The organism is Paenibacillus jamilae (assembly GCF_050482105.1).
Taxonomy (GTDB): Bacteria; Bacillota; Bacilli; order Paenibacillales; family Paenibacillaceae; genus Paenibacillus; species Paenibacillus jamilae_B.
Genome location: NZ_JBCNHI010000005.1, coordinates 101,687 through 124,395, shown reverse-complemented (window position 1 = coordinate 124,395; position 22,709 = coordinate 101,687). Strand labels below are relative to the sequence as shown.

The window sequence follows — 22,709 nt, the reverse complement described above, 5'->3', positions numbered from 1 at the left end:
GAACAAACAAGAGACCTCGGGATGCTCCCGAGGTCTTCACTATTTGTAATAACATACAGAGGCTATAGCAAATCGGCTGCCAACTGCGCGAGCTTGGAGCGTTCTCCTTTTTCTAACATAATATGCCCGCTAATCCCTTCCTCCTTAAACCGCTCCACTACATAGGTCAAGCCGTTACTGGCTGCATCCAGGTAGGGGTGGTCAATTTGCTCTGGATCTCCCATCAGAATGATCTTGCTCCCCTCACCTACCCGAGATACAATCGTTTTGATTTCATGTCTGGATAAATTTTGGGCCTCATCGATAATAATAAATTGCCCAGGTATCGAACGTCCGCGAATATAAGTGAGTGCCTCCACCTGAATACTGCCCAAGCCCATCAAAATTTTGTCGATATCACCGGATTTTTTGGCATCAAACAGATACTCCAAATTATCGTAGATTGGTTGCATCCAAGGGCGAAGCTTTTCTTCTTTTTCCCCCGGTAAATAACCGATGTCCTTGCCCATAGGAACAACAGGCCGAGCAATCAACAGTTTCTTGAAGCGATGCTCATCCTCTACTTTAAGCAGCCCTGCGGCCAGCGCCAGCAGTGTTTTGCCTGTACCAGCTTTTCCAGTGATCGTTACAAGCGGGATATCGTCATTCAGCAAAAGCTCCAATGCCATCCGCTGCTGAGCATTACGCGCGCTGATTCCCCACACTGATTCGTTACTCAAGTACAAAGGCTCTAATCGTTCTGCATCCTGGCTTACTTTTAGCAGTGCTGATTTTCCAGTCCCCATTTCATCTTTCAAAATAACAAATTCATGTGGATACAGCGTATAAGGTAGTTGCAGTGGTTTGATTGGTAAAAAACGATTAGAGTAAAATTCATCTATGATGGACGGATGCACCTGTATGGCCGAGTATCCGGGGTACAACTCACTTGGATCACCTGTTCTATCAGATAGGTAGTCTTCAGTCAGCAGTCCCAATACATCTGCCTTGATTCTGACCAACACGTCTTTACTAACCAATACCACCGCACGCGGTTCAGACTGCTCCTGTTCTTCCAAATGATAATTTAAGGCAACCGCCAAAATGCGATTGTCGTTCGAAACCTCCCCAAACATCTCCTGAACTTTCAAAAAACTTCGGTGGTTTAACTCAACCTTAAGCCTCCCACCTTGAGGAAGTGGAACGCCACTATGAAGATGACCCACTTCTCTCAACCCATCCAACAATCGTGATACATTACGGGCATTCCGTCCAATCTCATCCGCGTTGCGTTTTTTGGAGTCGATTTCTTCCAGAACAACAGCTGGAATAACAATTTCATGTTCTTTGAAGGTAAAAATGGCTTTCGGATCATGCAGCAGCACATTTGTATCCAGCACAAAAATTTTCTTCATTAAATCCCCTCCAAAGCGGCGTGGACAATCTCGTGTTTCATACCTATACCTATTCACTGGCTACCCAATACTTGCTGATTCCCTGAAAAAAGAGCCCCAAAGCAGCATAATGCAACGAAAAGTGTAGCTGAAGATAGTCTCAGAGGCCTGTACTTTTTAAAAATAGACACAAAAGGCCCAGTGATTGCTCACTGGACCTAGACTGGATTCACTATACATTTAGACATACCTCAACCCCCTTATGTTATATAAGAGCTTTACTCGCAGCGAGTATAACATAAGCGGGGAAAAAGATACATACTCAGGAATTGGAAGAAGCCTCCGTGCTGTCGCTTGCTTTTTTGGCTAATTCCTCTTGTAGCGCTTTTTTGGCCAAATCGAGCTGTTGCTCATCAATGTATACATAAGGGCTACGCCACGTTCCTGCTACGGGGTTGTATTTTACATTTTGCTTGGAAATATTCCAATAGGTTTGTACGATATTTTTCATTTGCTGTGACTCGATATCAGTCATCATATTCTTATCAACCGATTTAATAATTGCACTAAACTTGGTCAAAGCGTTAAAGGATTGCATTTGGTCAATCAGGGAATGAAGCACCTGGTTTTGTCGACGATTGCGATCAAAGTCGTCAGATTCAGCTGTTCTTGGACGACAATTCGATTTGCGATAGCGAACAAAATCAAGAGCCTGGTCACCGTTCAAATGCTTGGCCCCAGCGGTCAGGTTAATATCGGTGCCATCAGCACGGTCTCGGTAACACATATTTTTATCAACCGTCACATCTACGCCACCTAGATTATCTACAACATCTCTAAAGCCCTGGAAGTTAATAACCGTTACATAATCAATATTAATATTTAAATATTTGCCAATCATCTTCTTCATTTGCTCTTCAGCAACTTCGCCTGATTCTTTCTCTCTAGCCTTAAATACCGGATAATACTCATTCAGCTTGCGTGGCTTATATCCATCCATTTCTAGACGAGTATCACGAGGCAAGGACACAATGGTAGACGACTTTGTATTAGGGTTTAATGTAGCTACCATAATAACGTCTGACAAATAAGTCGGATGGTCAGGGCGATAGTCGGTTCCAAGCAATAAAATAGTCAAAGGCTTAGATTCAGCCAATTGCGTTTTGGGTACTTCCTTATTGATTCCAGTATCCAAAACATCCTCTACCTGATTGTAAATATAGTAGGTATAACCACCTGCTGCCAGGATCCCTATAATGAGTAGAAATAAGACAAACTTCATAAACGATCTGAAAAAGCTTTTTTTCTTTTTCGTTTTTTTCGGTTTGGCGGATTTTTTCCCGCTTTGTGTCCGGGGAGGCAATCCATTCGAAAGATTACTCATGCTTCAACACCTTTTCCTGCGTTTTGAGAAATATAGCTTTCTCCAAGTTTACAATCCTAAAACACATACAGCGGCGCATCCCGTTTCCGGGCGTCGCCGCTGTGGCCGAAGACCAATCCAATTAATTATATATTTGCTTGTGCTGTCTTACGTTGTTTCTCCGCACGCTCGCGCTCACCTTTGTTCAAGATCTTTTTACGCAAACGAATGGATTTAGGAGTGATTTCACAATACTCATCATCATTCAGGTATTCAAGTGCCTGCTCCAGAGAGAAGATAACAGGTGTTTTCAATTTAACCGTATCATCTTTTGTTGCGGAGCGAACGTTTGTCAATTGTTTCTCTTTACAGATGTTAACGACAATGTCGTTATCACGCGTGTGTTCACCAACGATCATACCCTCGTAAATTTCAGTCCCTGGCTCCAAGAACAAAATACCGCGGTCTTCTACGCCCAGCATACCATAAAATGTAGAGGTACCGTTTTCCGTGGATACGAGTACACCTTGATGACGTCCACCCACTTGACCGCCAACAAATGGTCCATAGCTGTCAAATGCATGGTTCATTACACCATAACCACGAGTCAAAGTCAGGAAGTTTGTAGTGTAACCGATCAAACCACGTGCAGGGATCAGGAATTCCAAGCGAACCTGTCCGGTACCGTTATTAACCATGTTGACCATCTCGGCTTTACGGGAACCCAGACTTTCCATAACTGCGCCCATGCTTTCTTCCGGAATATCAATGAGGAGACGTTCGATTGGCTCCATTTTCTTACCGTCAATTTCTTTGACGATAACTTCCGGTTTGGACACTTGCAGCTCGTAACCTTCACGACGCATGTTTTCAATCAGGATACCCAAATGCAATTCACCACGTCCAGATACAATAAAGGCATCCGGGCTATCGGTTTCATCAACACGCAAGCTGACATCTGTTTCGAGTTCTTTCAGAAGACGCTCACGCAATTTACGGGATGTTACCCACTTACCATCGCGACCAGCGAATGGACTGTTGTTAACCAAGAAGGTCATTTGCAGTGTAGGCTCATCAATTTTCAGTACAGGCAATGCCTCAGGATGGTTTGGATCGGCGATGGTTTCACCAATGTTGATGTCCTTAATCCCCGCAATCGCCACAATGTCACCAGCACCTGCCTGATCGGTTTCAATCCGTTTCAGTCCTTGGAAGCCGAACAGCTTCTCAATACGTGCTGATTTACTGCTGCCATCACGTTGGATAACTGTGACCGCTTGTCCTTGCTTGATGATACCGCGGTTCACCCGACCTACTGCGATTCGGCCCAGGTATTCGTTATAGTCCATCAGTGTTACGAGGAATTGAAGAGGCTCATCTACTTTCTCAGTTGGAGAGGGAATATGCTCTACCACTGTTTCGTACAATGCTTGCATGTTGTCATCTTGCTTTTCAGCATCCAAGCTGGAGGTTCCGTTCAGTGCCGAAGCATACACAACAGGGAATTCTAATTGATCATCATTTGCACCCAACTCGATGAACAGGTCCAGTACTTCGTCAATGACTTCTGCCGGACGAGCTGCCGGACGGTCAATTTTATTAACTACAACGATAGGTGTCAGATTTTGCTCCAGCGCTTTACGCAGTACGAATTTCGTTTGCGGCATGCAGCCTTCATAAGCATCAACGACGAGCAAAACGCCGTCAACCATTTTCATGATCCGTTCCACTTCACCACCAAAGTCGGCGTGTCCCGGTGTATCTACAATGTTGATCAGGTAATCTTTGTAAGTGATAGCTGTATTTTTAGCCAAAATCGTAATACCGCGTTCACGTTCCAGATCGTTGGAGTCCATGGCGCGCTCCTGAACAGCCTCGTGTTCTCTAAATGTTCCGGACTGTTGAAGCAGCTTATCGACAAGTGTCGTTTTTCCGTGGTCGACGTGGGCAATAATCGCAATATTGCGAATGTTCTCTCTTGCATGCATGGTTTGTATCCATATCCTTTCCGTATATCAAATAGTGTCTCTATCCTGAAGCAATGCTCATTCAAGGCTAACAATCGTTCTTTAGGCCCACTCCCTGCCAGCCTTCTATATGTTTCAGGCTTTATACAGACAGCTTCTCTCTCCGATTCGCGTGAAAACCTTAAAATAAGCGTCAGAAATCATTCCGACGCTCTTTTCATATCCATTATATTATAGTAGAAATATGTCATAAAGCAAGACATTATTGCCTGTTCCGTAATTTACCGCCATGAAATCTAGACAGCTTGTCGGTTACCAGTTGCGTTTGCTACGGTTGTTTACGACCAACCAGACTCCAGCTCCGATTAGCACAACGGCAATAATATACATGATGCCTGTGCTTAGCAAGGTAATAATCAATAAAAGCACCGATATCAAGCCTAATAGCACACCACCAGTATATACATTACGGGAAAGCGAAGTATCATTAATGGCATACTCCCATAATCCAATCGCTACACCTAGAAGGAACAAAGGCCATAAGTAGACCATTAAATGCCATCCCCAAGTATTGCATAGAAAAAAGAGGAAGCCGTATACCGACAAAATCCCTGCTGGCAGCAACATAAAGGGTGGTACTTTGCGCATCATGAACATTGCATGCAACACAATTCCTGGTATTAAAATCAGCAAGGGCCAAAGGTTTCGTCCCAAGAAGGAGAACGTCCCTAACTTCCCTAACAAAATAATCAGTCCTACGGCAACAATGCCTACTCCGATCATACGCTCTTTTCCGGAATTCATCGTGGTCTCCTTTGTTTGCTGGATTTGTTTTTGGGTCATCAAATGAAGTGGTTTTTAAGTACACTTGTATGAATGCATAGTTTTTACAAAAGCCGAGAATATACCTCAGCATCTGCGAACCCTATGTCTAGTTTAGCCGATGTTTTCCAAAAAAACTACGTTCAAATATGACGGGCACGCAGCTGCCGATATATTCCTACAATGACAACTGCTGCGGCCAACAAGAGCGGTAACCATGCATGTATTACCTCACCTATGCCTACTAACCATATACCCAATTTGGGATCACGCAGTAGCATTTCTCCTGCCGTAAACGCTAGGATGGCAGATCCGAGCAGAACAAGGATCGGGAATCGGTGAAGCCAGATTGCTATCACGTTGCTGCCCCAGACGACAATCGGAATACTAATTGCAATACCAATAACAATAATAGCTATGTCCCCATTGGCTAGAGCTGCAATAGCTAATACGTTATCCAGACTCATTACAAAATCTGCTACAAGTATTACCTGGATCGCCTTCCATATGGTTGCTTCAGCTCTTACTCCCACATGATCATCATTCTCATAAAGCAGCTTAAATGCAATCCATAACAGAAGTAAACCGCCCGCCGCCTGAATAAAGGGTATGCCCAGCAAAATGACAGCTACAAAGGTCAACACACAGCGCAGAAGAACCGCGCCGACCGCCCCCCACCATATCGCTTGACTTCGCTGTCTTTCAGGCAAGTTTTTGCTAGCCATAGCTATAACAACTGCATTATCACCACTTAGCACCAAATTAATCATTAATATTTTTAATAGCAAAATGATATGCTCCATATGTACAAACACCCCCATCCTACATGTATGCGAAATCGGACGAGGCTATGCTTGCAGGCTTTTCGAGTAAGTCATGATTTAGTAATAACTGATGTCTAATTTGTTGAGTACAAACCTTGAATTCAACAGCAAACAGCAATATAATGAATCGTATTTCCGAAAAACGGGTATTAACATAAATCATATGCAATGTTTTGAGGTTGTCACCAACAGATTCCCAGACAGGGAGATGAGAACGATTGACATGTCCGTACTTCAGTTCTTTTGGCTACTGCTTAATGTGATATTTATTGATCTTCTGCTCGCAGGAGATAATGCGATTGTAATTGGACTTGCCGCCAGAAAGCTGCCTCCTGCAACGCAAAAAAAAGCAATTCTATACGGCACTGGTGGAGCCCTGCTCATCCGCATAGCAGCTACCATTGTGGTACTCTGGTTGCTTCAAGTACCGTGGTTGTTACTCATCGGGGGTGTGATGCTAGTTTGGATCGCGTATAAGTTACTCGTGGACCAAGAGGACCATACCGAAGTTAAAGCAGGAACTACCCTATGGGGTGCTATACGCACCATTATTGTAGCTGACGCAGCTATGGGTCTGGACAATGTGATTGCCGTTGCAGGCGCAGCACAGCAGCATTTGCTACTTGTAGTGCTCGGCTTGTTAATCAGTGTGCCGATCGTTGTATGGGGGAGCACTCTTTTTATCAAGCTGATCAATAAATTCCCCTGGATTATCTATTTAGGCTCGGCTGTGCTTGGTTATACGGCCTCTAATATGATTACTGAAGAACGTAAGCTGGCACCATACTTTACGGAGCATCCGGCGCTGCGTATCTTGTTTATTGCCACCGTTATGGCTGGCATTTTGCTCACAGGATATCTTCAAAATCGCAGAGCAGTATCCCGTCGAGAAAAGGCCGTCTAAACGGGTTTCAAAAGAACCCCAGCCAAATAAAAAAGGCAGACCCCAACATTGTTGCGGGTCTGCCTTTTTATTTAAAACCAATCTTCTTGTATAACTTCTTCTTTACGCCCCTCGACAGCTCCGCTTGCCTCAAGTACAATTGTCTCCGTTGTGGCTACAGCTTGATCGATTAAAGCATTTAAATCCCGAATAGAGGCTTCGATCTTTTGAACTACCCACAAATTCGGATTGGTCGTGGGAGATTTGGGGACGAACAATGTACAGCAATCCTCAAACGGAAGAATCGACAAGTCATAGGTGCCAATTTGCTTGGCGATTTCCGTAATCTCCTGCTTGTCCATCATGACAAGAGGTCGCAGCAAAGGGAGTTCCGTTGAACGACCAATTACATTCATGCTGGATAGCGTTTGACTAGCGACTTGACCCAGACTGTCGCCTGTCACGAGTGCCAGTGCTCCTTCCCGCTCTGCCAGCATCGTTGCAATTCGCAGCATCGACCGTCTCATTAGCGTAATAATCAAATTATCCTGCCCAGTGCGTGTAAAGGCCGTCTGCACCTCGGTAAACGGTACAAGATGGATTTTGATTTGACCCGCATAGCCTGCTAATACTTTTGCCAAATCAATAACCTTTTCTTTCGCACGCTCACTTGTAAATGGATAGCTATAAAAATGCACACATTCGATCTCCAAGCCTCTACGCATGGATGACCACCCTGCCACCGGACTGTCAATGCCTCCGGACAGCAGTAGCATAGCTTTGCCGTTCGTTCCTAACGGAAAGCCCCCTACAGCCATAATAACATCACTAAAAATATAAGCCGCCTGTTCTCTTACCTCCACACGCAACTCAATATCAGGTTGACGCACATCGACCTTTAGCGCCGGAAACTTCCGCAATAGAGGAGAACCAATTAAATGATTCATCTCTTGTGAAGAATGGGGGAATTCCTTCCAGACTCTACGGGCATTAACCTTGAAAGTCGTTCCCTCGTCCACGTTTAGCTCATGCATTAAAGCTACAGCGGTTTCAATGATAGCGTCCAGCTCGACTGGAGCCATTTTAACAGGACTGATCGTCGTGATGCCAAACACCTTTTGCAGCACCTGAATGATTTGTTCATAAGGCTCTCCTCCAAGAACCACATAAATCCGTCCAAATTCCTTACGCAACGAAGCACCTGGAAACGGCTTAAGCAGTAGCTTTACGTGTTTTAGTACAGCCTTTTCAAAACGAGCACGATTCTTCCCTTTTAATGTAAATTCCCCGAAGCGAAGTAACAGCATATCATAGTGCATTTTAACGTTTCCACCTTTCAAGGGATTCCAGCTTGGCTACAGCCTGTCGAAGTGCGAGTATGAGCTCATCGATATCCTCTTCCGTATGTTCATCGCCAAAGCTGATACGAATACCGCCCGACGCTTCGGCCTCATTTCGGCCCATCGCCAGAAGCACCCGGCTAGGCTCCGCTAATTTTGAAGAGCACGCCGATTTGGTGGACACTGCCACACCCAATTGCTCCAGCGTATGCAGCAGTACCTCGGCCTTCATACCTGGATACGAAAAGTGGACAATATGCGGCGCTTCTGTCCCGCTGTTCAGCCGCAGTTGCGGGATTGCTTTCACTTCTGAGGCCACTCGTTCTCTCCACTCGATCATGCGCCGTTCTGTCTCTGCTTGTCGTTCGCCCGCCAGCCGTACCGCCTTGGACATACCGACAAGCAGTGGTACATTTTCGGTACCCGCACGAACCCCTTGCTCCTGAGAGCCACCACTAAGCAATGGGAAAAGCTCTACACCCTCCCGAACGAATAGTAATCCTGCACCTTTGGGTCCACGCAGCTTATGCGCCGAGAGGCTGTACAGATCAGCTTGCCAGCCCCGGATATCGACCGCCAGCTTTCCAAACCCCTGTACACCGTCAATATGAAATAGGACACGGGGAAACTGTTGCTTCAGCGCAACTCCGATCTCATGCAATGGCTGCACCCTTCCCGTTTCATTATTGACATGCATGATACTAACTAAAATCGTATCTTTGCGAACAGCTGCACATACCTGTTCGGGACTCACATGACCTTCCTCATCCACAGGTAAAAAAGTAACCTCAAAACCCAAATTTGTTAACTGTTTGCAAGCTTCATACACAGACGGGTGCTCTGTCGATACAGTAACGATATGTTTGCCTCTGGCCTGATACTGCAAAGCGGCTCCCTTAACAGCGAGATTGTTGCTTTCCGTCGCGCCGGATGTGAAGACAATCTCCGAGGGGGATACTCCTAGAGCTGCAGCACACACTTCACGCGAGCGCTTGATCAACTTTTCCGCATCCTCTCCATATCGATGCATGGAAGACGGATTGCCATAATGGCGTCTCATGACCTCGGCAATGGTTGTAATTACCTCTTCAAAAGGCGGAGTTGTCGCGGCATAATCAAAATATTTCATTAAACTCCCCTTTCTGCCCCACAACTGCTACAACAAAAAAAGACCAAAACAGGGAAAGGCCGCTTCGTTACAGCGACACCCTTTCCCCATATTGATCCTGTCTGCGGACCTAATCAAATTGAAATTACGCACTTTTCTGTTATAAGCTATAGGGCTTAGATGGTATATTTTTCACGTGCATTCTGAATTTTGGTAATATATTTTTGCGTTTCTACCGGAAGCTTGTCCAGTACAGACATTAACTGCTCATCACTACTTACACCAAGCCGTTGCACCCGTCCGGGACCTGCATTGTATGCAGCCAGTGCCATATTTTCCTGTCCGTTAAAACGTTTAATCTGGTAAGACAAATAACGTACGCCTGCATCAATATTTTGTGCAGGATCATAGGGGTCACTAACTCCCAGACCTTGAGCTGTAGCATCCATCAACTGCATAAGTCCTTTGGCTCCGGCCGAAGAAGTAACCGATGGATTAAATGAGGATTCCGTATCAATAACAGCTTTAATCAAAGCTACCGGAACGCCGTATTTCTGACTAGCCTCATTAATCAAACTATCATACGCTGTTGCTTTTGTAGGTCCGTCCGTTGCCGTATGGGAAGAAGCAGGATAGACTGCCAGTGGCGAAGCCGTTCCCTTCGAAGGCCCTAATTGAAGCCAGAGCAGGCCATTTTCATCTCTGGTAACATCGCCTGAATCTTCCCGAGATACAGCATCATCCGTTTCCAGTTGACCTACTTGCTCCAGCAATCCGGAAAAAGCATCCGCTGAACCTGTTTGGGTCGTAGCACTCATATTATTTAACAGCTGCATGTCTAACATAGATTTGGACACGCGCGGATCAATTTGCATGTGGTGTTCCCAACTTTCTATAGTTGTTATATCCCAAATAGCTTGTCGTTATTGCTATGATACAACTTTTTACTATGTACTTCCATACTTTTTAATGAAAAAAAGCTCCGTTTCTGTCGAAAAGACAGCGGAGCTATAGAAATTCACTAAATGCCTATGTCACTAAGATGATTCCTTACTGATATGCAAAAGATGAAAGGAACCTTTACTAACAGCGTTAGCGCACAAACGGGATAAAAGCAAAATAACTCAAGGTTGCCAATGCGCCAAGTCCAATCGACCAAATGCCAGTTGTTTTACTGCCATTCACATAAGCAAAAAAACCTAAAACTGCCGCAATAGGTCCCAGCACAATAGACCACATAAACAATGAGGCGATACCAGCAGCCAACCCAATATAGCCGGAAATCCGCCCACTATTGTTAATAACCTGCTCATCACCCTTGTTCTCATGTCGAGTCACAGCTGGCGAGCCAGGAGCAACCTCTGCTGCATATTCCTCACGATGATGGCGGCGCTTGGCAGAGCGTTCTTGAATATGACGGGGATAATCTACACGTTCACGGCTAACAGGCTCTTCATTTTTATGCTTGTCGTTTTCATGATCTTCCATAATTACTGCACCTCCAAATGGAAATGAATCGCATTATAAATTTACAGAGACTTCGGCTTAAATGTGTGGCAACAGGTTGCGGCAGACGTTGCAGCTTTATCACGTTCTTCTGAACTAAAGCTTTCCCCTGCATATTCTTCTTTAAATTTCTTCCCAGCATGACCATCTACTTCAATCATGATCAAATCTGCCTTGCAAAAGTTGTTTTCTCCCCAATAATGGCAGTTAGCTACGCTGCATTTTACGATTGGCTTGGCCTCTTGGCTCATGATCATCACCTCGGATTCATTGTCCCCCCGCACCCCTGCACCTATGCGTTCATCGCGTTTGGCAGTTGGTGACATACGAAAAAGCCGCTTTCCTTGGCCTCCTCCAAACTGGCAGGAAACAAATAGAAAACGGCTTGCTTGTCTTGTTTTAGTTTTTGATTAGAAATGATTTCCTTGATTGGATGCTCTTAGGCATGAGTACGGCGAGTCTGCATTCGGCGCTGTGTCAAATAATCACTTTCATAATAAGTCAGATCATCACGCAATTCTTCAAAGTTTTTTGTAATGTCCATGATCACTTCGCGTGCGGCTGGCACTGGCGTTTTACGGAAGCGGATAGCATCTTGTCCCGTATAAGCATAGCGTCCGTCCTCTGCGTAAGATTCATTTTTGGGATAAAAAAAGCTGTTCACACAGTCATGGTATACGTTATACAATGCCTTTTCCGCAAAATCGACGTCAAAGTTGGCACGGCGCAAAGCCACGCCAAGCTTTTCATAGGATACTTCGGAAAAAACAAGGACATGGCGGAGATCCGACAAAAAACCTTTGTAAAAAAGTACGGACTCCTCATTGCCATCTACAGCCAGTTGTGGCAGAGCATGCTCATTGAGGAATGTTTCCACACGTTTCACAACAGTTTTCAATCTCTCCTGCGCCGACTCACATAATTTTTGTACGTTGACTGCTGACATCAAGGCAGCTCCCCCTTATTTGTTGCTTGTTCATCAATTTGGTTACCCGAAAATAGTCCCTTCTAACCGAAAGAGCTGTAATTTTCAGTATTTATCCTACCACAAATAAGCATTGAAAGGTATAAAAACATGCCAACCTCCTCACGCTAAACCATAAATTTATGAATACTCAAGGAGGACGGTTCCATGTCTCGGCAAAAATGGCTAAAACCCCTGCTCGGAGCAGCTGCCGGGGTGCTTCTCATCACACTGATGCTGCCTTCCCGTGATCACCGCCACACACCGCAGCCCGAATATACGACCAAAATGGTGCCTCAGCAAGAAAAGCAGCTCAAAAAAGGAATGTTGGCTTCAGATCTGTCCGTTACGGATACCCTCACACGGATGGACGCAAGGCAGGATATTCAATACGTAATGCGGGAGCTTAATGGTAAATCTGCCGATCAGAAAAGACGGTTTACCCACACATTGCAGCAGTCACACAGTCATCTTCATACGCTCCAGTGGATTCACACTAGGAACGGGAAGACTAGCACGTATACTGGAAGCAAAGCACAGACCCGTTTGCTGAGCCATCCTCAAATCCAAAGCAGCTTGGCCGCGGCTCGTCGTTCCGTCATGCAAAACAAGTCCTATGAATCCGCTGCTTTTCAGGTGGAGGGCGGCAAATATTTTGTTATGGCTGAACCATCAGCTGATGGGACATGCGGTGTTGCTGCCATAGTCAGTCAGCAAGTATTAAGGGACGTGGAGAAGCATCAGCGTAAAAATTTGCGTTTGATTCCATATCCAAAAGAAGGAAGCTACAAAATCGAATCCGTACATCCCGACACATTGCATGACATTAGCGTTAAGACAGGCCATGACAATGAAAATGCAAGCCACTATTTTGAAAACGAAATTGTCGTTCGCTTCCGCCACAATCCTGATTCACGACAATTGCAGGAGATTGCAGCAGATTTGCACTGTGAGCCTGGCCGCAAGCTTGGTTATACTTATGTATTCCATTCAGACAAAATGAACTTTAAAGAGCTAAAACAATACTTTTCACAAAAGTGGAACCCACTTTATGCTGAGCCTCATTACATGTATCTGACCAATGAGAAAGCGCCTATCAAAGCGGACAGCTCTATTCCAAATGATCTGCTCTTTTCTCGCTATCAATGGAATCTCCCTGCCACCGAAACTAACAAAGGTTGGAAATTAAGCAAAGGCAGCAAGAACGTAGTTGTTGCTGTCGTAGACACAGGTGTCGATATGGATCATCCCGACCTGAAGGGTCAGATTCTTCCGGGACATAACGTAGTAAAACCGTCTGAAAAGCCTTATGATGACGTCGGTCACGGAACGCACGTCGCTGGTATCATTTCTGCGCTCGTAAACAATGGTGAAGGAGTCGCTGGCATGACATGGTACAATAAAGTTTTGCCAGTGAAGGTGCTCGACCAATCGGGCTCCGGTACGACTTACTCGGTAGCAGAAGGTATTATTTGGGCAACTGATCACGGAGCCAAGGTTATCAATTTGAGCCTGGGCAATTATGCACAAGCTTCATTTTTGCATGACGCAATCAAATATGCGTACGACAGAGATGTTGTATTAGTTGCAGCCACAGGCAATGATAATACAGAACGCCCTGGCTATCCAGCAGCTTATCCTGAGGTATTTGCCGTTTCCGCTACAGATTCTTCTATGCACCGTGCATCCTTCTCTAACTATGGCGATTATGTGGATGTCATGGCTCCAGGTGCAAGTATTGCCAGTACGTATCCTGGGAATCAATATGCTGCGCTGTCGGGCACTTCAATGGCCAGTCCACATGTATCAGCGCTTGCTGCCCTGATTCGATCCATTAACCCCGATCTAACCAATAAAGAGGTTATGGATTTAATGAGAGACAACGTCATTGATTTGGGCACGCCAGGGCATGACAAATATTTTGGCTATGGCCAAATCGACGTGTATAAAGCATTAAAAGCAGCACAACGTCCCTATGTTCCTCTGCAATTCTATCCTCAGCACCTAAGCGACAAGTTAAAATCCATATTAAAAAAACTGGAAGTCTAGGAAGTGTAGATACCCCCTTTTGGAAAAAGCAGCCATGTAAATCCATGGCTGCTTTTTTAAGTTTTCTTAACGCTTGGAACTAGTACGAACTGGCCGCTTTCCATGACTACGAGTATGACAGCATGGATCACCAGGATCCTTAACAACCACTGGAAATACGTGGTGAGGTACTGGTACAACGTGCGCCTGATTGATGATTTCAATCGGATGTACAACAGGCACCACTTGTGGGAAAAATTGATGATTTACAAATTGGATCGGCGGGCACACAATCGGGTCGTAATGGCAATGACTCATAATGTGCAACTCCTTTCGGTGAATTAGTACAGCATATTAGAGAGGCGTATGCTATGCTTGGATGTTTATCCCCTAATACAATTATCCCTTATAAAATAGGCTTCCGCTCCACAATGACCGAATGATTAAGAATCTCGCCCAACAAATTACATAGTTTGCGCAGACCGGATTTAAGGTTTTCCTTGTCCACATAAGAAAAAGAAATACGAATATGATTACTGTCCATCCCACCTGCATAGCACACCGCCCCAGGTAAAAAGGATATGCCTTCACGGTCAGCCAGTCGCTCCAATTGTGAAATGTCCACCATAGAAGGAAGTTTAATCCAAAGGTTAAGACCACCTTCAGGAGCATACCAGGTGACCTCTGACGGAGCATAGTGCTGGAGGGTATTCAATGCAACTGTCAGACGATCCCGAATATGGTCCCGCAATGAGACAAGATGCTGATCATGCCGATTTCTGATAAAGGGTAGCAGTGCTTTTTGCGTTAAAAGAGGACTTCCCAAATCCGTAGTTGACTTGGCAGCCACCAAACGATCCATTACACTCCCGGTTGCTGCTACACAAGCTATGCGGCAGCCGGGAGCAACAGTTTTGCTGAAGCTTTTAATATAGATAACATGTCCTGACTGATCATGCGCCTTGATAGAGAGTGGCGGTTTTGTTTTGTAATACAGGTCGGAAAATGGATCATCCTCAACAATGAGGCAGTGATAACTTTGAGCTAGACCCAATAATTGCATACGTCTGGCCATCGTTAAAGTTATCCCAGTAGGGTTATGGAAGGTAGGTATCGTATAGATCAATTTTGGGGGATGCGTATCACAGAGACGTGTCAAAATATCAATTCGCATCCCCTCCTCGTCCATCGGAATCATAATTACTTTGGCACCACGACTAGTGAACACATCAATGGCCCCGGTATATGTAGGAGCTTCCATGTAGACCACATCTCCCGGACCAACAAACGTACGCGCCACCAGGTCAATCCCCTGTTGAGCTCCGCTGGTCACAAGCAGTTGTTCTGCCACTGTGTGTATACCACGTTTACTCAAATGATCTGCGAACACTTCTCTTAGTTCTAAATCACCTTCGAACGTTCCATATGCAGCCATGACATCGGAATTTTCAGAGGATAAACGTTGAGTATCCGCAATGATTTCGCGCGTGGGAAGAAGCTCCGGCTGTATGGCGGCTATATGAAAAGAATAGGGAGCCTTGCGGCTATGGTTAAAGTTTCTCCACAGCTGTGCGCGCGGCAAATAATCGATCAGCGACATCTGCCAAGACAAATCCTGGGCTCCCTCGCGATGAACCGGTTCAGACGGCTCCGCCACATAGCAACCTTTTCCCTGTGTACATGTAACCAAATTCATGGACTCCAGCTCGGCGTACGCCTTGCTTACAGTTACAGGACTCACCGCAAGCAAATTGGACAGATGACGGATAGAGGGAAGCTTGGTACCCTGAGGTAGTAACCCTGACTGAATGCGGTCCGCTAATGTTTTGGCAATCTGTAAATATAATTTGACACTGCTGTTGCGGCTGAGATCAATATGCATCGGAACCCTTCCCTCCAAAAAAATCAACTGTTACATTTAGACGTTTACTGTTATACTTCATTATCGATATAATACAACAAATTTCTTAGCACAGTATAGAACACAGGAGATGATTGGATTGGAATACAAATTTTCGGGTATGGCTCGTACTCAGGGCTCGTCCATGGTAAGGGACATTTTGAAGCTGACACAGGGAACAGATGTATTATCTCTCGCAGGTGGCCTTCCGGCCGATGCCTTCTTTCCCGTCGAAGCGGTTGCTAAAGCCTATGAGCGGGTATTCCGTCTCGGCGGTACTACCGCACTTCAATACGGCCTTACCGAGGGATACATTCCTTTACGGGAACGTCTTGCAGCAATCATGTCATCCCAAGGCATCTCCGTTACCAGAGATAACATTCTCATGACAACAGGCTCGCAGCAGACCATCGACCTAGTTTCACGTGTACTGCTTGATCCGCAGGATACTGTATTGGTGGAATCCCCTACTTATTTGGCAGCTCTTCAGGTATTCAAGTCCTATGGCGCTAACATTGTAAGTGTAAATACAGACGCTAACGGTATGCAATTAGATGATCTTGAGGCCAAGATTAAACAGCACCAGCCAAAATTCGTGTATGTCATCCCCACTTTCTCGAACCCAGCAGGAAGTGTCTGGAGCATGGAACGCAGAACAGGCGTTGTTGAGCTATGCCGTAAATACGGAATTTTAATTTTTGAAGACGATCCTTACGGCCGACTCAAATTTGATGAAAATCTTAACTTCCCATCCCTATTTTCAATTGATCAACAGTTAGGTGGCGATGGTCATGTAATGTACACATCTACATTCTCTAAAACTGTCGCTCCAGGTGTTCGCTCTGGATGGTTGGTAGCCGATCAAGCCATTGTCGTTAAAACCGCGAATGCCAAACAATCTGCCGATCTGCATTCCAGCAGTATTGATCAGCGTGCTTTGAATGAGTTATTGGACTTCTTTGATTTGGAAGGACATATACGTACTGTGTCCGCTGAGTATCATACGCGTATGCTGCGCCTCACATCGCTGATGAAAGAACGCCAATGGGAAGGAATTACCTGGAATGATGCACTTGGCGGCATGTTTATGTGGGTTACCTTACCTGAAGGTTTCCGTTCAGAGCAGTTGCTGCAGCTCGCGATTCAGGAAGGAGTCGCTTTCGTGCCTGGACAAGTCTTTTATGCTGACCTGAGTGGCAGCAACCATATGCGAATCAACTTTACACATACCGATCCTGCCTTGCTTCCAAAAGCAGTGGACCGATTGGATCGGGCACTGAAGCTGTATATGGAGAAAAACGTAGTGAAAAGTATACGTTAAGCTGCAAATGCTCCACTACACTGACTACATGCCTCAACCTCGCAAGTTTCTTGCGTCAGGGGATGTAAGATAAATAAATACAATGAAGCCCCCATTGACTATGCTGGGGGCTTCATTGTATGAATGAACGGACTGCGTATAAACGTTTGTGAATTAAAAAGGGTGCGTCATGATTCCCACAGGAATATGAAGCACCCTTTTTAATAAATACATTTGATTAAAGGTTTCATGCAAACAGGTCATTGATAAATGATAAATTCATACATTTTAAGGTGTTGCAGTGGGGAAAGTTTTCCGTAAGCCGGGTTCTGTGCTATTCGTGGTACAGACGGGAACTACCCTCCCACTAAAAGCGACAATCATCTATCTAGGCCGAACATTGCTATCCGGCTCCAGCGACCAACCTAGACACGCCTCGGGCTAAGGCTGCTTCGCGAAGAAGCTGTGTCCCATTAGGTCTTGCTCCAGATGGGGTTTACCAGGAACGAAGTCACCAGCGTTCCTCGGGGTCTCTTACACCTCGGTTCCATCCTTGCCTGTGCCGACAAGCGGCCATCGGCGGTCCATTTCTGTGGCACTATCCTTCAACTCGCGCTGACTGGACGTTATCCAGCATCCTGCCCTATGGAGCCCGGACTTTCCTCTCGTGGCTTACGCCACCAGCGATTGTCTGTTAAACTTTCCGAACAACATTACATAGTATACAGGGAACAGGCACATGATACAACCCTGAAAATATTGTAAATCATAGATACCACTCTTTAATTGCTCAAATAAAACGGATGTACCTTTTTCTGTAATGCGTCATCTGCCACGTAATAAGCAGACCTTCCCACATATAACGGAATAGAAAGCTTACTAAAATCAGGAACGTCCTCATCCAGGAATAGTTCATCATCCCGGTAGGTCTGCTGTATTTCACCGACAATCCAATCATGATCTCCGTAAGTATGAATGTCCACCACTTTACACTCATAAGCAAGATAAGCTTCCAGTAATATAGGTACATCCACTGAAATTCCGTCCTCATATGCAATACCAAATTGCTGAAATTTATCTACATCTTTACCACTAAAGGTTCCTACGGCCTGAATCCATTCCGATCTGTGGGCAGGCAAAAACTGGACACCAAAGCCTCCGCTTTTCTCAATCAGTCCATAAGAATACGTTTCCTTCCTCAATGAAATGCCATACATGCCCGGTGATGATCCGATATATGTATGCCAGCCTGAGGCCATTACATTATTTACTCCCTCATGGCGGGAAGTAACAACTGCAACCATGCCCGGATAAGCATGAATCGCACAGTCGGCTATCAATTTTCGCATACAACCTCTCCCTACGAAAAAATATAATAGATCATGTCTATTTTCTCATAGATGTGAAGGTTTTACAAAAATTGAAAAGGCTCGGTATCCACCTCAGATATATATACTTCCGTTGAGTATCGACCTTCTGCCAAGCGTTTGCGCATCCATTCTGCGGTTTTAGGCTTCATAATCTTTTCAGCGTTATGTCCAGGGTCAATAATAGCAATACCTGCCATCAGGGCATCGTGCGCTGTATGATAGTCGATATCCCCTGTTACTAATACGTCTGCCCCTTTAAAAAGGGACTTATTCACATAGCGGCTACCAGAGCCCCCAAGCACGGCTGCTTTTTTGATCATACGGTCGAAATCTCCCACCACACGCACATGCTCAACGTTGAGACCGTTTTTCACCACATCTACAAACTCCCGTAACGTGCGGGCTTCCTTGAGCTTACCCACCCGTCCCAAACCAAAGGTACGACCTTTCAAATCCATAGGGTACAGGTCATAAGCCACCTCTTCATAAGGATGGGCCTTCAGCATCGCTTGGACAACTTTATTGCGTACACCCTGCGGTACAATGGTCTCTATACGAACTTCTTCACTACGTTCCATTTTACCCGGCTCACCCAAAAATGGCTGTGTCCCTTCACCCGGCACGAAAGTTCCGTACCCATCAATGTTAAAGCTGCAATGGCTGTAGTTGCCGATATGTCCAGCTCCCGCATTCAGTACGGCATCTAGTACACGTTGATGATGTGTTTTAGGTACGAAAACCACAAGCTTGAATAATTGCTCGGTGTGAACATCCTCTAGTGTACCCTCACTTTGAATACCCAGTACTTCTGCCATCCAGTCGTTCATACCATCCTCTGCCGTATCCAGATTCGTATGACTGATGTAGACAGCAATATCATGCTTAATCAGCTTTTCATACAATCTGCCTGCAGGCTGATCCGTGTTCAAAGCTTTAAGTGGGCGGAATATAATCGCATGATGCGCAATAATGAGGTCAGCTTTTACGCGAATCGCCTCTTCGACAACCTCATCATTGACATCCAGGGCCACTAATATGCTTTTGATTTCCTTTTGCAAGCTACCCAATTGAAGCCCGATTCTATCGTCTGGAACTGCCAAATATTTCGGAGCCAGCTGCTCCATATAGCTAATTACAGTCTGTCCTTTGGCAAACATGCAAGTACCTCCTCCAGCTGTTCAATTTGCTTACGCAATTGCTCCTGCTTATGCTGCGCGGATTCCTGATCTGACCGTGCCACTTGGGCCAGCACATCCTGAAGCTTGCGAATTTCCAATTGCCATTTCGAAAAAAAGATCTCATTCGGCGCTTTGACCAACAACGGTCCGAGTTGCACTAACAATTCCTCTGTCAGTACCAGCGAGCTACCAGAAAGTCCCCATGCTCGATACAGCTCATCCTGTTTTAGTGAGCTTTCCGAAGCAGGTACTGCCGTTAAAACTTCATATATTTTACCGTCTTCTTCCATGATATGTTCATTGGTTAGTACCCATTGATGCTTGATTAGCCAACGCCGTAAAATATCCTCACCCACATTGGGCTGTAAAACGAGCTGTTTCACTGAAACAAGCTTGTCTTTTCCTTGATCCAAAATGGAAGCAATCAAGGCACCTCCCATGCCAGCTATCGTAATAACATCTACCTCATTGGCCTTAATTACAGCCAAGCCATCCCCTTTCCTAACCGCAATGCGATCCGAAAGGCCTGCTTCAGCCACCTGTTTTTGAGCCGCACGCATCGGTCCATCGTTGACCTCACCCGCCACGGCCTGCGGTACCCTGCCACAGCGCACTGCAGCCACAGGAAGTAGTCCGTGATCTGAGCCAATATCAGCAAGTCTGCTACCGGCAGGAATTTGTTCCAAAATATACTGTAATCGCTGAGAAAGTTTCATAACGTCACCCACGTAATCCATTTTTTTCGAGTCCAAAATAAAATCCCTACAACAAAAGCCAACTTCAATATGCAATAAAACATTACTTCCCCTGCTGCTTGATGGCGTAGGACGATCGTGTCTGCTTCCGCCATAAACACTAGGGTCATACCTATAGCAAAATAAACCAATGCAAGACGCGGAAAGCGGCGATGCACCCACCAGCTTAACCCAACCAACAATGCTGCGTGTAAAATCCAAAATACCTCAAGCATTGCTAAAGTAGCTGCAGGCCAATAGCGGCCCACAAGAACCGCATACACTAAGAGCAGCCCAGCAAGTCCACAGTAATGAAGCAAGCTGATGCGCAAAGTTAATCCCACAAGACACCATACCAAACCGCATAGGCCTACAAGTACTAAATACCAAACCTTAGCTTCACCTTGATGAAGTTGAATGATCCATACACCTGAGCCCAGCATAATCGCACTGCCTAAAGTGCTCAACATTGCGCTCAGACTCTTTGCGGAAGACCGCCAAACCGCAGCCATCCCATAGCAAATCGCAGAAATTGCACTTGCCAAGCATATTTGCATTGGCAACGGAAAAGCGGTAAAATAAAAACCGATCAAACAAATGCAGGAAATAATGACAAAACCAAGAAGCCAGGCCATTCCATGCCCGTGTCTAAGATATGTAAGCAGCCCAGTGTTGTTACGGTTCTGACTTTGTGCCGGATTTTCATCCTTCCGATACAGGTTGGACAGAAAATCGCAATATTGCTCAGGGAGCAGCCGACTTTGCCGCCAATGCTCAATTTCATGTAACAGTATTGTCCGTTTTTTCTCCTGGTCCAAGCTTCTTCCCCTCCACCAAGGCTGCCATGAGATAAAAAAAGACCTTCTGCGTGCTTCAAGCCGCAGAAGGTCCGCAATGTTACGCTACTATTCGAGGAAATCCTTCAGTCGCTTACTGCGGCTTGGATGGCGCAACTTACGTAGCGCTTTGGCCTCAATCTGACGAATACGTTCACGTGTAACACCGAACACTTTACCCACTTCTTCAAGAGTTCTGGTTCTTCCGTCGTCCAAACCAAAACGGAGACGCAAAACATTCTCTTCCCGTTCGGTCAACGTATCCAGTACATCCTCGAGTTGTTCCTTCAGAAGTTCATAGGCAGCTGCATCTGCAGGCGCCAATGCTTCCTGGTCCTCAATGAAATCCCCCAGATGTGAGTCATCCTCTTCACCAATTGGTGTTTCCAATGAAACCGGTTCTTGGGCAATTTTCATGATTTCCCGTACTTTTTCCACGCTCAGTTCCATCTCAGCAGCGACTTCTTCCGGCGTAGGTTCGCGCCCCAGCTCTTGCAACAGTTGACGCGATACGCGGATCAGCTTGTTGATCGTTTCCACCATATGCACCGGAATACGGATCGTTCTCGCCTGATCGGCAATTGCACGCGTAATGGCCTGACGAATCCACCAGGTTGCATACGTACTGAATTTAAAACCTTTTTCGTAATCAAATTTTTCTACTGCCTTAATCAAACCCATATTACCTTCTTGAATCAAATCCAGGAAAAGCATTCCTCGACCTACATAACGTTTGGCAATACTTACAACCAGACGCAAGTTTGCTTCAGCCAACCGACGCTTAGCTTCTTCATCGCCGTTATTGATCCGTTTGGCAAGCTCCACCTCATCATCAGCAGAAAGCAGCGGTACACGACCGATTTCCTTCAAGTACATCCGGACTGGATCATTAATTTTAATGCCGGGAGGCAGGCTCAGATCGTCATCGAAATTAAAATCGTCCCCGTCATTGTTTTCCGGGTCGTCATTTTGACGCAATCTGGTAACTTCTTCGTCGTTGTCATTCACAACCTCAATCCCCAAGTCACCTAGCTGCTCATAAAACTCATCCATTTGCTCGGGGTCCTGATCAAACGGCGACAGTTTTTCCATGATATCTTTGTAGTTCAGAGAGGAACTTTTTTTACCTAACTCAATCAGTTGATCTTTGACCTGATCCAGTGTTAATTCCGTCTCCAGTTCAGTATGCTGATCATTCGCCATCTTTCGACTC

At 45.5% G+C, this 22,709-nt stretch carries 21 protein-coding genes and 1 other RNA gene; 3 read left to right on the top strand and 19 right to left on the bottom strand.

Going from position 1 to position 22,709, the window contains the following annotated elements; all coding sequences use genetic code 11:
* Positions 1–62: 62 nt before the first annotated feature.
* From ABEW32_RS04320 to ABEW32_RS04300, 5 genes are all read right to left on the bottom strand, one after another.
* Positions 63–1,394: a PhoH family protein gene (locus tag ABEW32_RS04320; protein WP_430185026.1), complete on the bottom strand. Its 1,332-nt coding sequence runs from the start codon at positions 1,392–1,394 to the stop codon at positions 63–65.
* Between the two features lie 301 nt (positions 1,395–1,695).
* Complete coding sequence (locus ABEW32_RS04315) at positions 1,696–2,757, bottom strand: LCP family protein (protein ID WP_430185024.1); 1,062 nt, start codon at positions 2,755–2,757, stop codon at positions 1,696–1,698.
* Positions 2,758–2,882: 125 nt separating this feature from the next.
* Positions 2,883–4,724 carry a translational GTPase TypA gene (gene typA / locus ABEW32_RS04310; protein WP_430185022.1) on the bottom strand — a complete coding sequence of 614 codons (1,842 nt, stop codon included), beginning with the start codon at positions 4,722–4,724 and terminating at the stop codon, positions 2,883–2,885.
* 291 nt (positions 4,725–5,015) lie between these two features.
* Complete coding sequence (locus tag ABEW32_RS04305) at positions 5,016–5,507, bottom strand: hypothetical protein (protein WP_430185019.1); 492 nt, start codon at positions 5,505–5,507, stop codon at positions 5,016–5,018.
* Positions 5,508–5,668: 161 nt separating this feature from the next.
* Positions 5,669–6,328 carry a TerC family protein gene (locus ABEW32_RS04300; protein WP_430185017.1) on the bottom strand — a complete coding sequence of 220 codons (660 nt, stop codon included), beginning with the start codon at positions 6,326–6,328 and terminating at the stop codon, positions 5,669–5,671.
* 229 nt (positions 6,329–6,557) lie between these two features.
* Between ABEW32_RS04300 and ABEW32_RS04295 the strand changes: the two genes are divergently transcribed.
* Positions 6,558–7,253, top strand: a complete 696-nt coding sequence (locus ABEW32_RS04295) for a TerC family protein (RefSeq protein WP_430185014.1) — start codon at positions 6,558–6,560, stop codon at positions 7,251–7,253.
* A 71-nt stretch (positions 7,254–7,324) separates the two neighbouring features.
* Here the strand turns inward: ABEW32_RS04295 and thiI are convergent, their stop codons facing one another.
* The 6 genes from thiI to ABEW32_RS04265 form a co-directional block, all read right to left on the bottom strand.
* Entirely contained in the window at positions 7,325–8,551 is a 1,227-nt protein-coding gene (gene thiI / locus ABEW32_RS04290; RefSeq protein WP_430185012.1) for a tRNA uracil 4-sulfurtransferase ThiI, read from the bottom strand.
* Between the two features lies 1 nt (position 8,552).
* On the bottom strand, positions 8,553–9,701 hold the full coding sequence (locus ABEW32_RS04285; protein ID WP_430185010.1) for a cysteine desulfurase family protein: 1,149 nt from the start codon (positions 9,699–9,701) through the stop codon (positions 8,553–8,555).
* A gap of 155 nt (positions 9,702–9,856) precedes the next feature.
* Positions 9,857–10,555 (bottom strand): lytic transglycosylase domain-containing protein, encoded by a 699-nt coding sequence (locus ABEW32_RS04280; RefSeq protein WP_430185008.1) that lies wholly within the window; start codon positions 10,553–10,555, stop codon positions 9,857–9,859.
* A gap of 217 nt (positions 10,556–10,772) precedes the next feature.
* Positions 10,773–11,168 (bottom strand): hypothetical protein, encoded by a 396-nt coding sequence (locus ABEW32_RS04275; protein WP_430185006.1) that lies wholly within the window; start codon positions 11,166–11,168, stop codon positions 10,773–10,775.
* 41 nt (positions 11,169–11,209) lie between these two features.
* On the bottom strand, positions 11,210–11,437 hold the full coding sequence (locus ABEW32_RS04270; RefSeq protein WP_025365350.1) for a DUF1540 domain-containing protein: 228 nt from the start codon (positions 11,435–11,437) through the stop codon (positions 11,210–11,212).
* 188 nt (positions 11,438–11,625) lie between these two features.
* On the bottom strand, positions 11,626–12,132 hold the full coding sequence (locus ABEW32_RS04265) for a YpuI family protein (protein WP_430185004.1): 507 nt from the start codon (positions 12,130–12,132) through the stop codon (positions 11,626–11,628).
* Between the two features lie 186 nt (positions 12,133–12,318).
* Between ABEW32_RS04265 and ABEW32_RS04260 the strand changes: the two genes are divergently transcribed.
* Positions 12,319–14,199: a S8 family peptidase gene (locus tag ABEW32_RS04260; protein ID WP_430185002.1), complete on the top strand. Its 1,881-nt coding sequence runs from the start codon at positions 12,319–12,321 to the stop codon at positions 14,197–14,199.
* 66 nt (positions 14,200–14,265) lie between these two features.
* On the opposite strand, the gene ABEW32_RS04255 is transcribed toward ABEW32_RS04260, so the two are convergent.
* Both ABEW32_RS04255 and pdxR read right to left on the bottom strand, forming a co-directional pair.
* A complete protein-coding gene (locus tag ABEW32_RS04255; RefSeq protein ID WP_430185000.1) occupies positions 14,266–14,496 on the bottom strand; it encodes a hypothetical protein in 231 nt (76 codons plus the stop codon).
* Between the two features lie 88 nt (positions 14,497–14,584).
* The gene (gene pdxR / locus ABEW32_RS04250) at positions 14,585–16,060 is read right to left on the bottom strand and encodes a MocR-like pyridoxine biosynthesis transcription factor PdxR (RefSeq protein WP_430184998.1); all 1,476 of its coding nucleotides are present in this window, start codon (positions 16,058–16,060) and stop codon (positions 14,585–14,587) included.
* Between the two features lie 118 nt (positions 16,061–16,178).
* On the opposite strand from pdxR, the gene ABEW32_RS04245 reads away from it, so the two are divergent.
* Positions 16,179–17,399 carry an aminotransferase-like domain-containing protein gene (locus ABEW32_RS04245; protein WP_430184996.1) on the top strand — a complete coding sequence of 407 codons (1,221 nt, stop codon included), beginning with the start codon at positions 16,179–16,181 and terminating at the stop codon, positions 17,397–17,399.
* A 282-nt stretch (positions 17,400–17,681) separates the two neighbouring features.
* Here the strand turns inward: ABEW32_RS04245 and rnpB are convergent.
* The 6 genes from rnpB to rpoD all read right to left on the bottom strand — a co-directional run bounded on the left by rnpB (position 17,682) and on the right by rpoD (position 22,699).
* An RNA gene (rnpB, locus tag ABEW32_RS04240) (RNase P RNA component class A) lies at positions 17,682–18,081 on the bottom strand.
* Positions 18,082–18,160: 79 nt separating this feature from the next.
* Positions 18,161–18,727: a flavin reductase family protein gene (locus tag ABEW32_RS04235; RefSeq protein ID WP_430184994.1), complete on the bottom strand. Its 567-nt coding sequence runs from the start codon at positions 18,725–18,727 to the stop codon at positions 18,161–18,163.
* Positions 18,728–18,789: 62 nt separating this feature from the next.
* Entirely contained in the window at positions 18,790–19,905 is a 1,116-nt protein-coding gene (locus ABEW32_RS04230) for a Nif3-like dinuclear metal center hexameric protein (RefSeq protein WP_430184992.1), read from the bottom strand.
* Entirely contained in the window at positions 19,881–20,642 is a 762-nt protein-coding gene (locus ABEW32_RS04225) for a tRNA (adenine(22)-N(1))-methyltransferase (protein WP_430184990.1), read from the bottom strand. The genes ABEW32_RS04230 and ABEW32_RS04225 overlap by 25 nt, the downstream gene beginning before the upstream one ends.
* Positions 20,639–21,478 carry a hypothetical protein gene (locus ABEW32_RS04220; protein ID WP_430184988.1) on the bottom strand — a complete coding sequence of 280 codons (840 nt, stop codon included), beginning with the start codon at positions 21,476–21,478 and terminating at the stop codon, positions 20,639–20,641. The genes ABEW32_RS04225 and ABEW32_RS04220 overlap by 4 nt, the downstream gene beginning before the upstream one ends.
* Positions 21,479–21,565: 87 nt before the next feature.
* The gene (gene rpoD, locus ABEW32_RS04215; protein ID WP_007431230.1) at positions 21,566–22,699 is read right to left on the bottom strand and encodes an RNA polymerase sigma factor RpoD; all 1,134 of its coding nucleotides are present in this window, start codon (positions 22,697–22,699) and stop codon (positions 21,566–21,568) included.
* Between the last annotated feature and the right edge of the window lie 10 nt (positions 22,700–22,709).

Coding starts and splice junctions, on each gene's coding strand:
- ABEW32_RS04320 (WP_430185026.1), bottom strand. CDS start 1,394: ATGAAGAAAATTTTTGTGCTGGATACAAATGTGCTGCTGCATGATCCG.
- ABEW32_RS04315 (WP_430185024.1), bottom strand. CDS start 2,757: ATGAGTAATCTTTCGAATGGATTGCCTCCCCGGACACAAAGCGGGAAA.
- typA (WP_430185022.1), bottom strand. CDS start 4,724: ATGCATGCAAGAGAGAACATTCGCAATATTGCGATTATTGCCCACGTC.
- ABEW32_RS04305 (WP_430185019.1), bottom strand. CDS start 5,507: ATGAATTCCGGAAAAGAGCGTATGATCGGAGTAGGCATTGTTGCCGTA.
- ABEW32_RS04300 (WP_430185017.1), bottom strand. CDS start 6,328: ATGGAGCATATCATTTTGCTATTAAAAATATTAATGATTAATTTGGTG.
- ABEW32_RS04295 (WP_430185014.1), top strand. CDS start 6,558: ATGAGAACGATTGACATGTCCGTACTTCAGTTCTTTTGGCTACTGCTT.
- thiI (WP_430185012.1), bottom strand. CDS start 8,551: ATGCACTATGATATGCTGTTACTTCGCTTCGGGGAATTTACATTAAAA.
- ABEW32_RS04285 (WP_430185010.1), bottom strand. CDS start 9,701: ATGAAATATTTTGATTATGCCGCGACAACTCCGCCTTTTGAAGAGGTA.
- ABEW32_RS04280 (WP_430185008.1), bottom strand. CDS start 10,555: ATGCAAATTGATCCGCGCGTGTCCAAATCTATGTTAGACATGCAGCTG.
- ABEW32_RS04275 (WP_430185006.1), bottom strand. CDS start 11,168: ATGGAAGATCATGAAAACGACAAGCATAAAAATGAAGAGCCTGTTAGC.
- ABEW32_RS04270 (WP_025365350.1), bottom strand. CDS start 11,437: ATGAGCCAAGAGGCCAAGCCAATCGTAAAATGCAGCGTAGCTAACTGC.
- ABEW32_RS04265 (WP_430185004.1), bottom strand. CDS start 12,132: ATGTCAGCAGTCAACGTACAAAAATTATGTGAGTCGGCGCAGGAGAGA.
- ABEW32_RS04260 (WP_430185002.1), top strand. CDS start 12,319: ATGTCTCGGCAAAAATGGCTAAAACCCCTGCTCGGAGCAGCTGCCGGG.
- ABEW32_RS04255 (WP_430185000.1), bottom strand. CDS start 14,496: ATGAGTCATTGCCATTACGACCCGATTGTGTGCCCGCCGATCCAATTT.
- pdxR (WP_430184998.1), bottom strand. CDS start 16,060: ATGCATATTGATCTCAGCCGCAACAGCAGTGTCAAATTATATTTACAG.
- ABEW32_RS04235 (WP_430184994.1), bottom strand. CDS start 18,727: ATGCGAAAATTGATAGCCGACTGTGCGATTCATGCTTATCCGGGCATG.
- ABEW32_RS04230 (WP_430184992.1), bottom strand. CDS start 19,905: ATGTTTGCCAAAGGACAGACTGTAATTAGCTATATGGAGCAGCTGGCT.
- ABEW32_RS04225 (WP_430184990.1), bottom strand. CDS start 20,642: ATGAAACTTTCTCAGCGATTACAGTATATTTTGGAACAAATTCCTGCC.
- rpoD (WP_007431230.1), bottom strand. CDS start 22,699: ATGGCGAATGATCAGCATACTGAACTGGAGACGGAATTAACACTGGAT.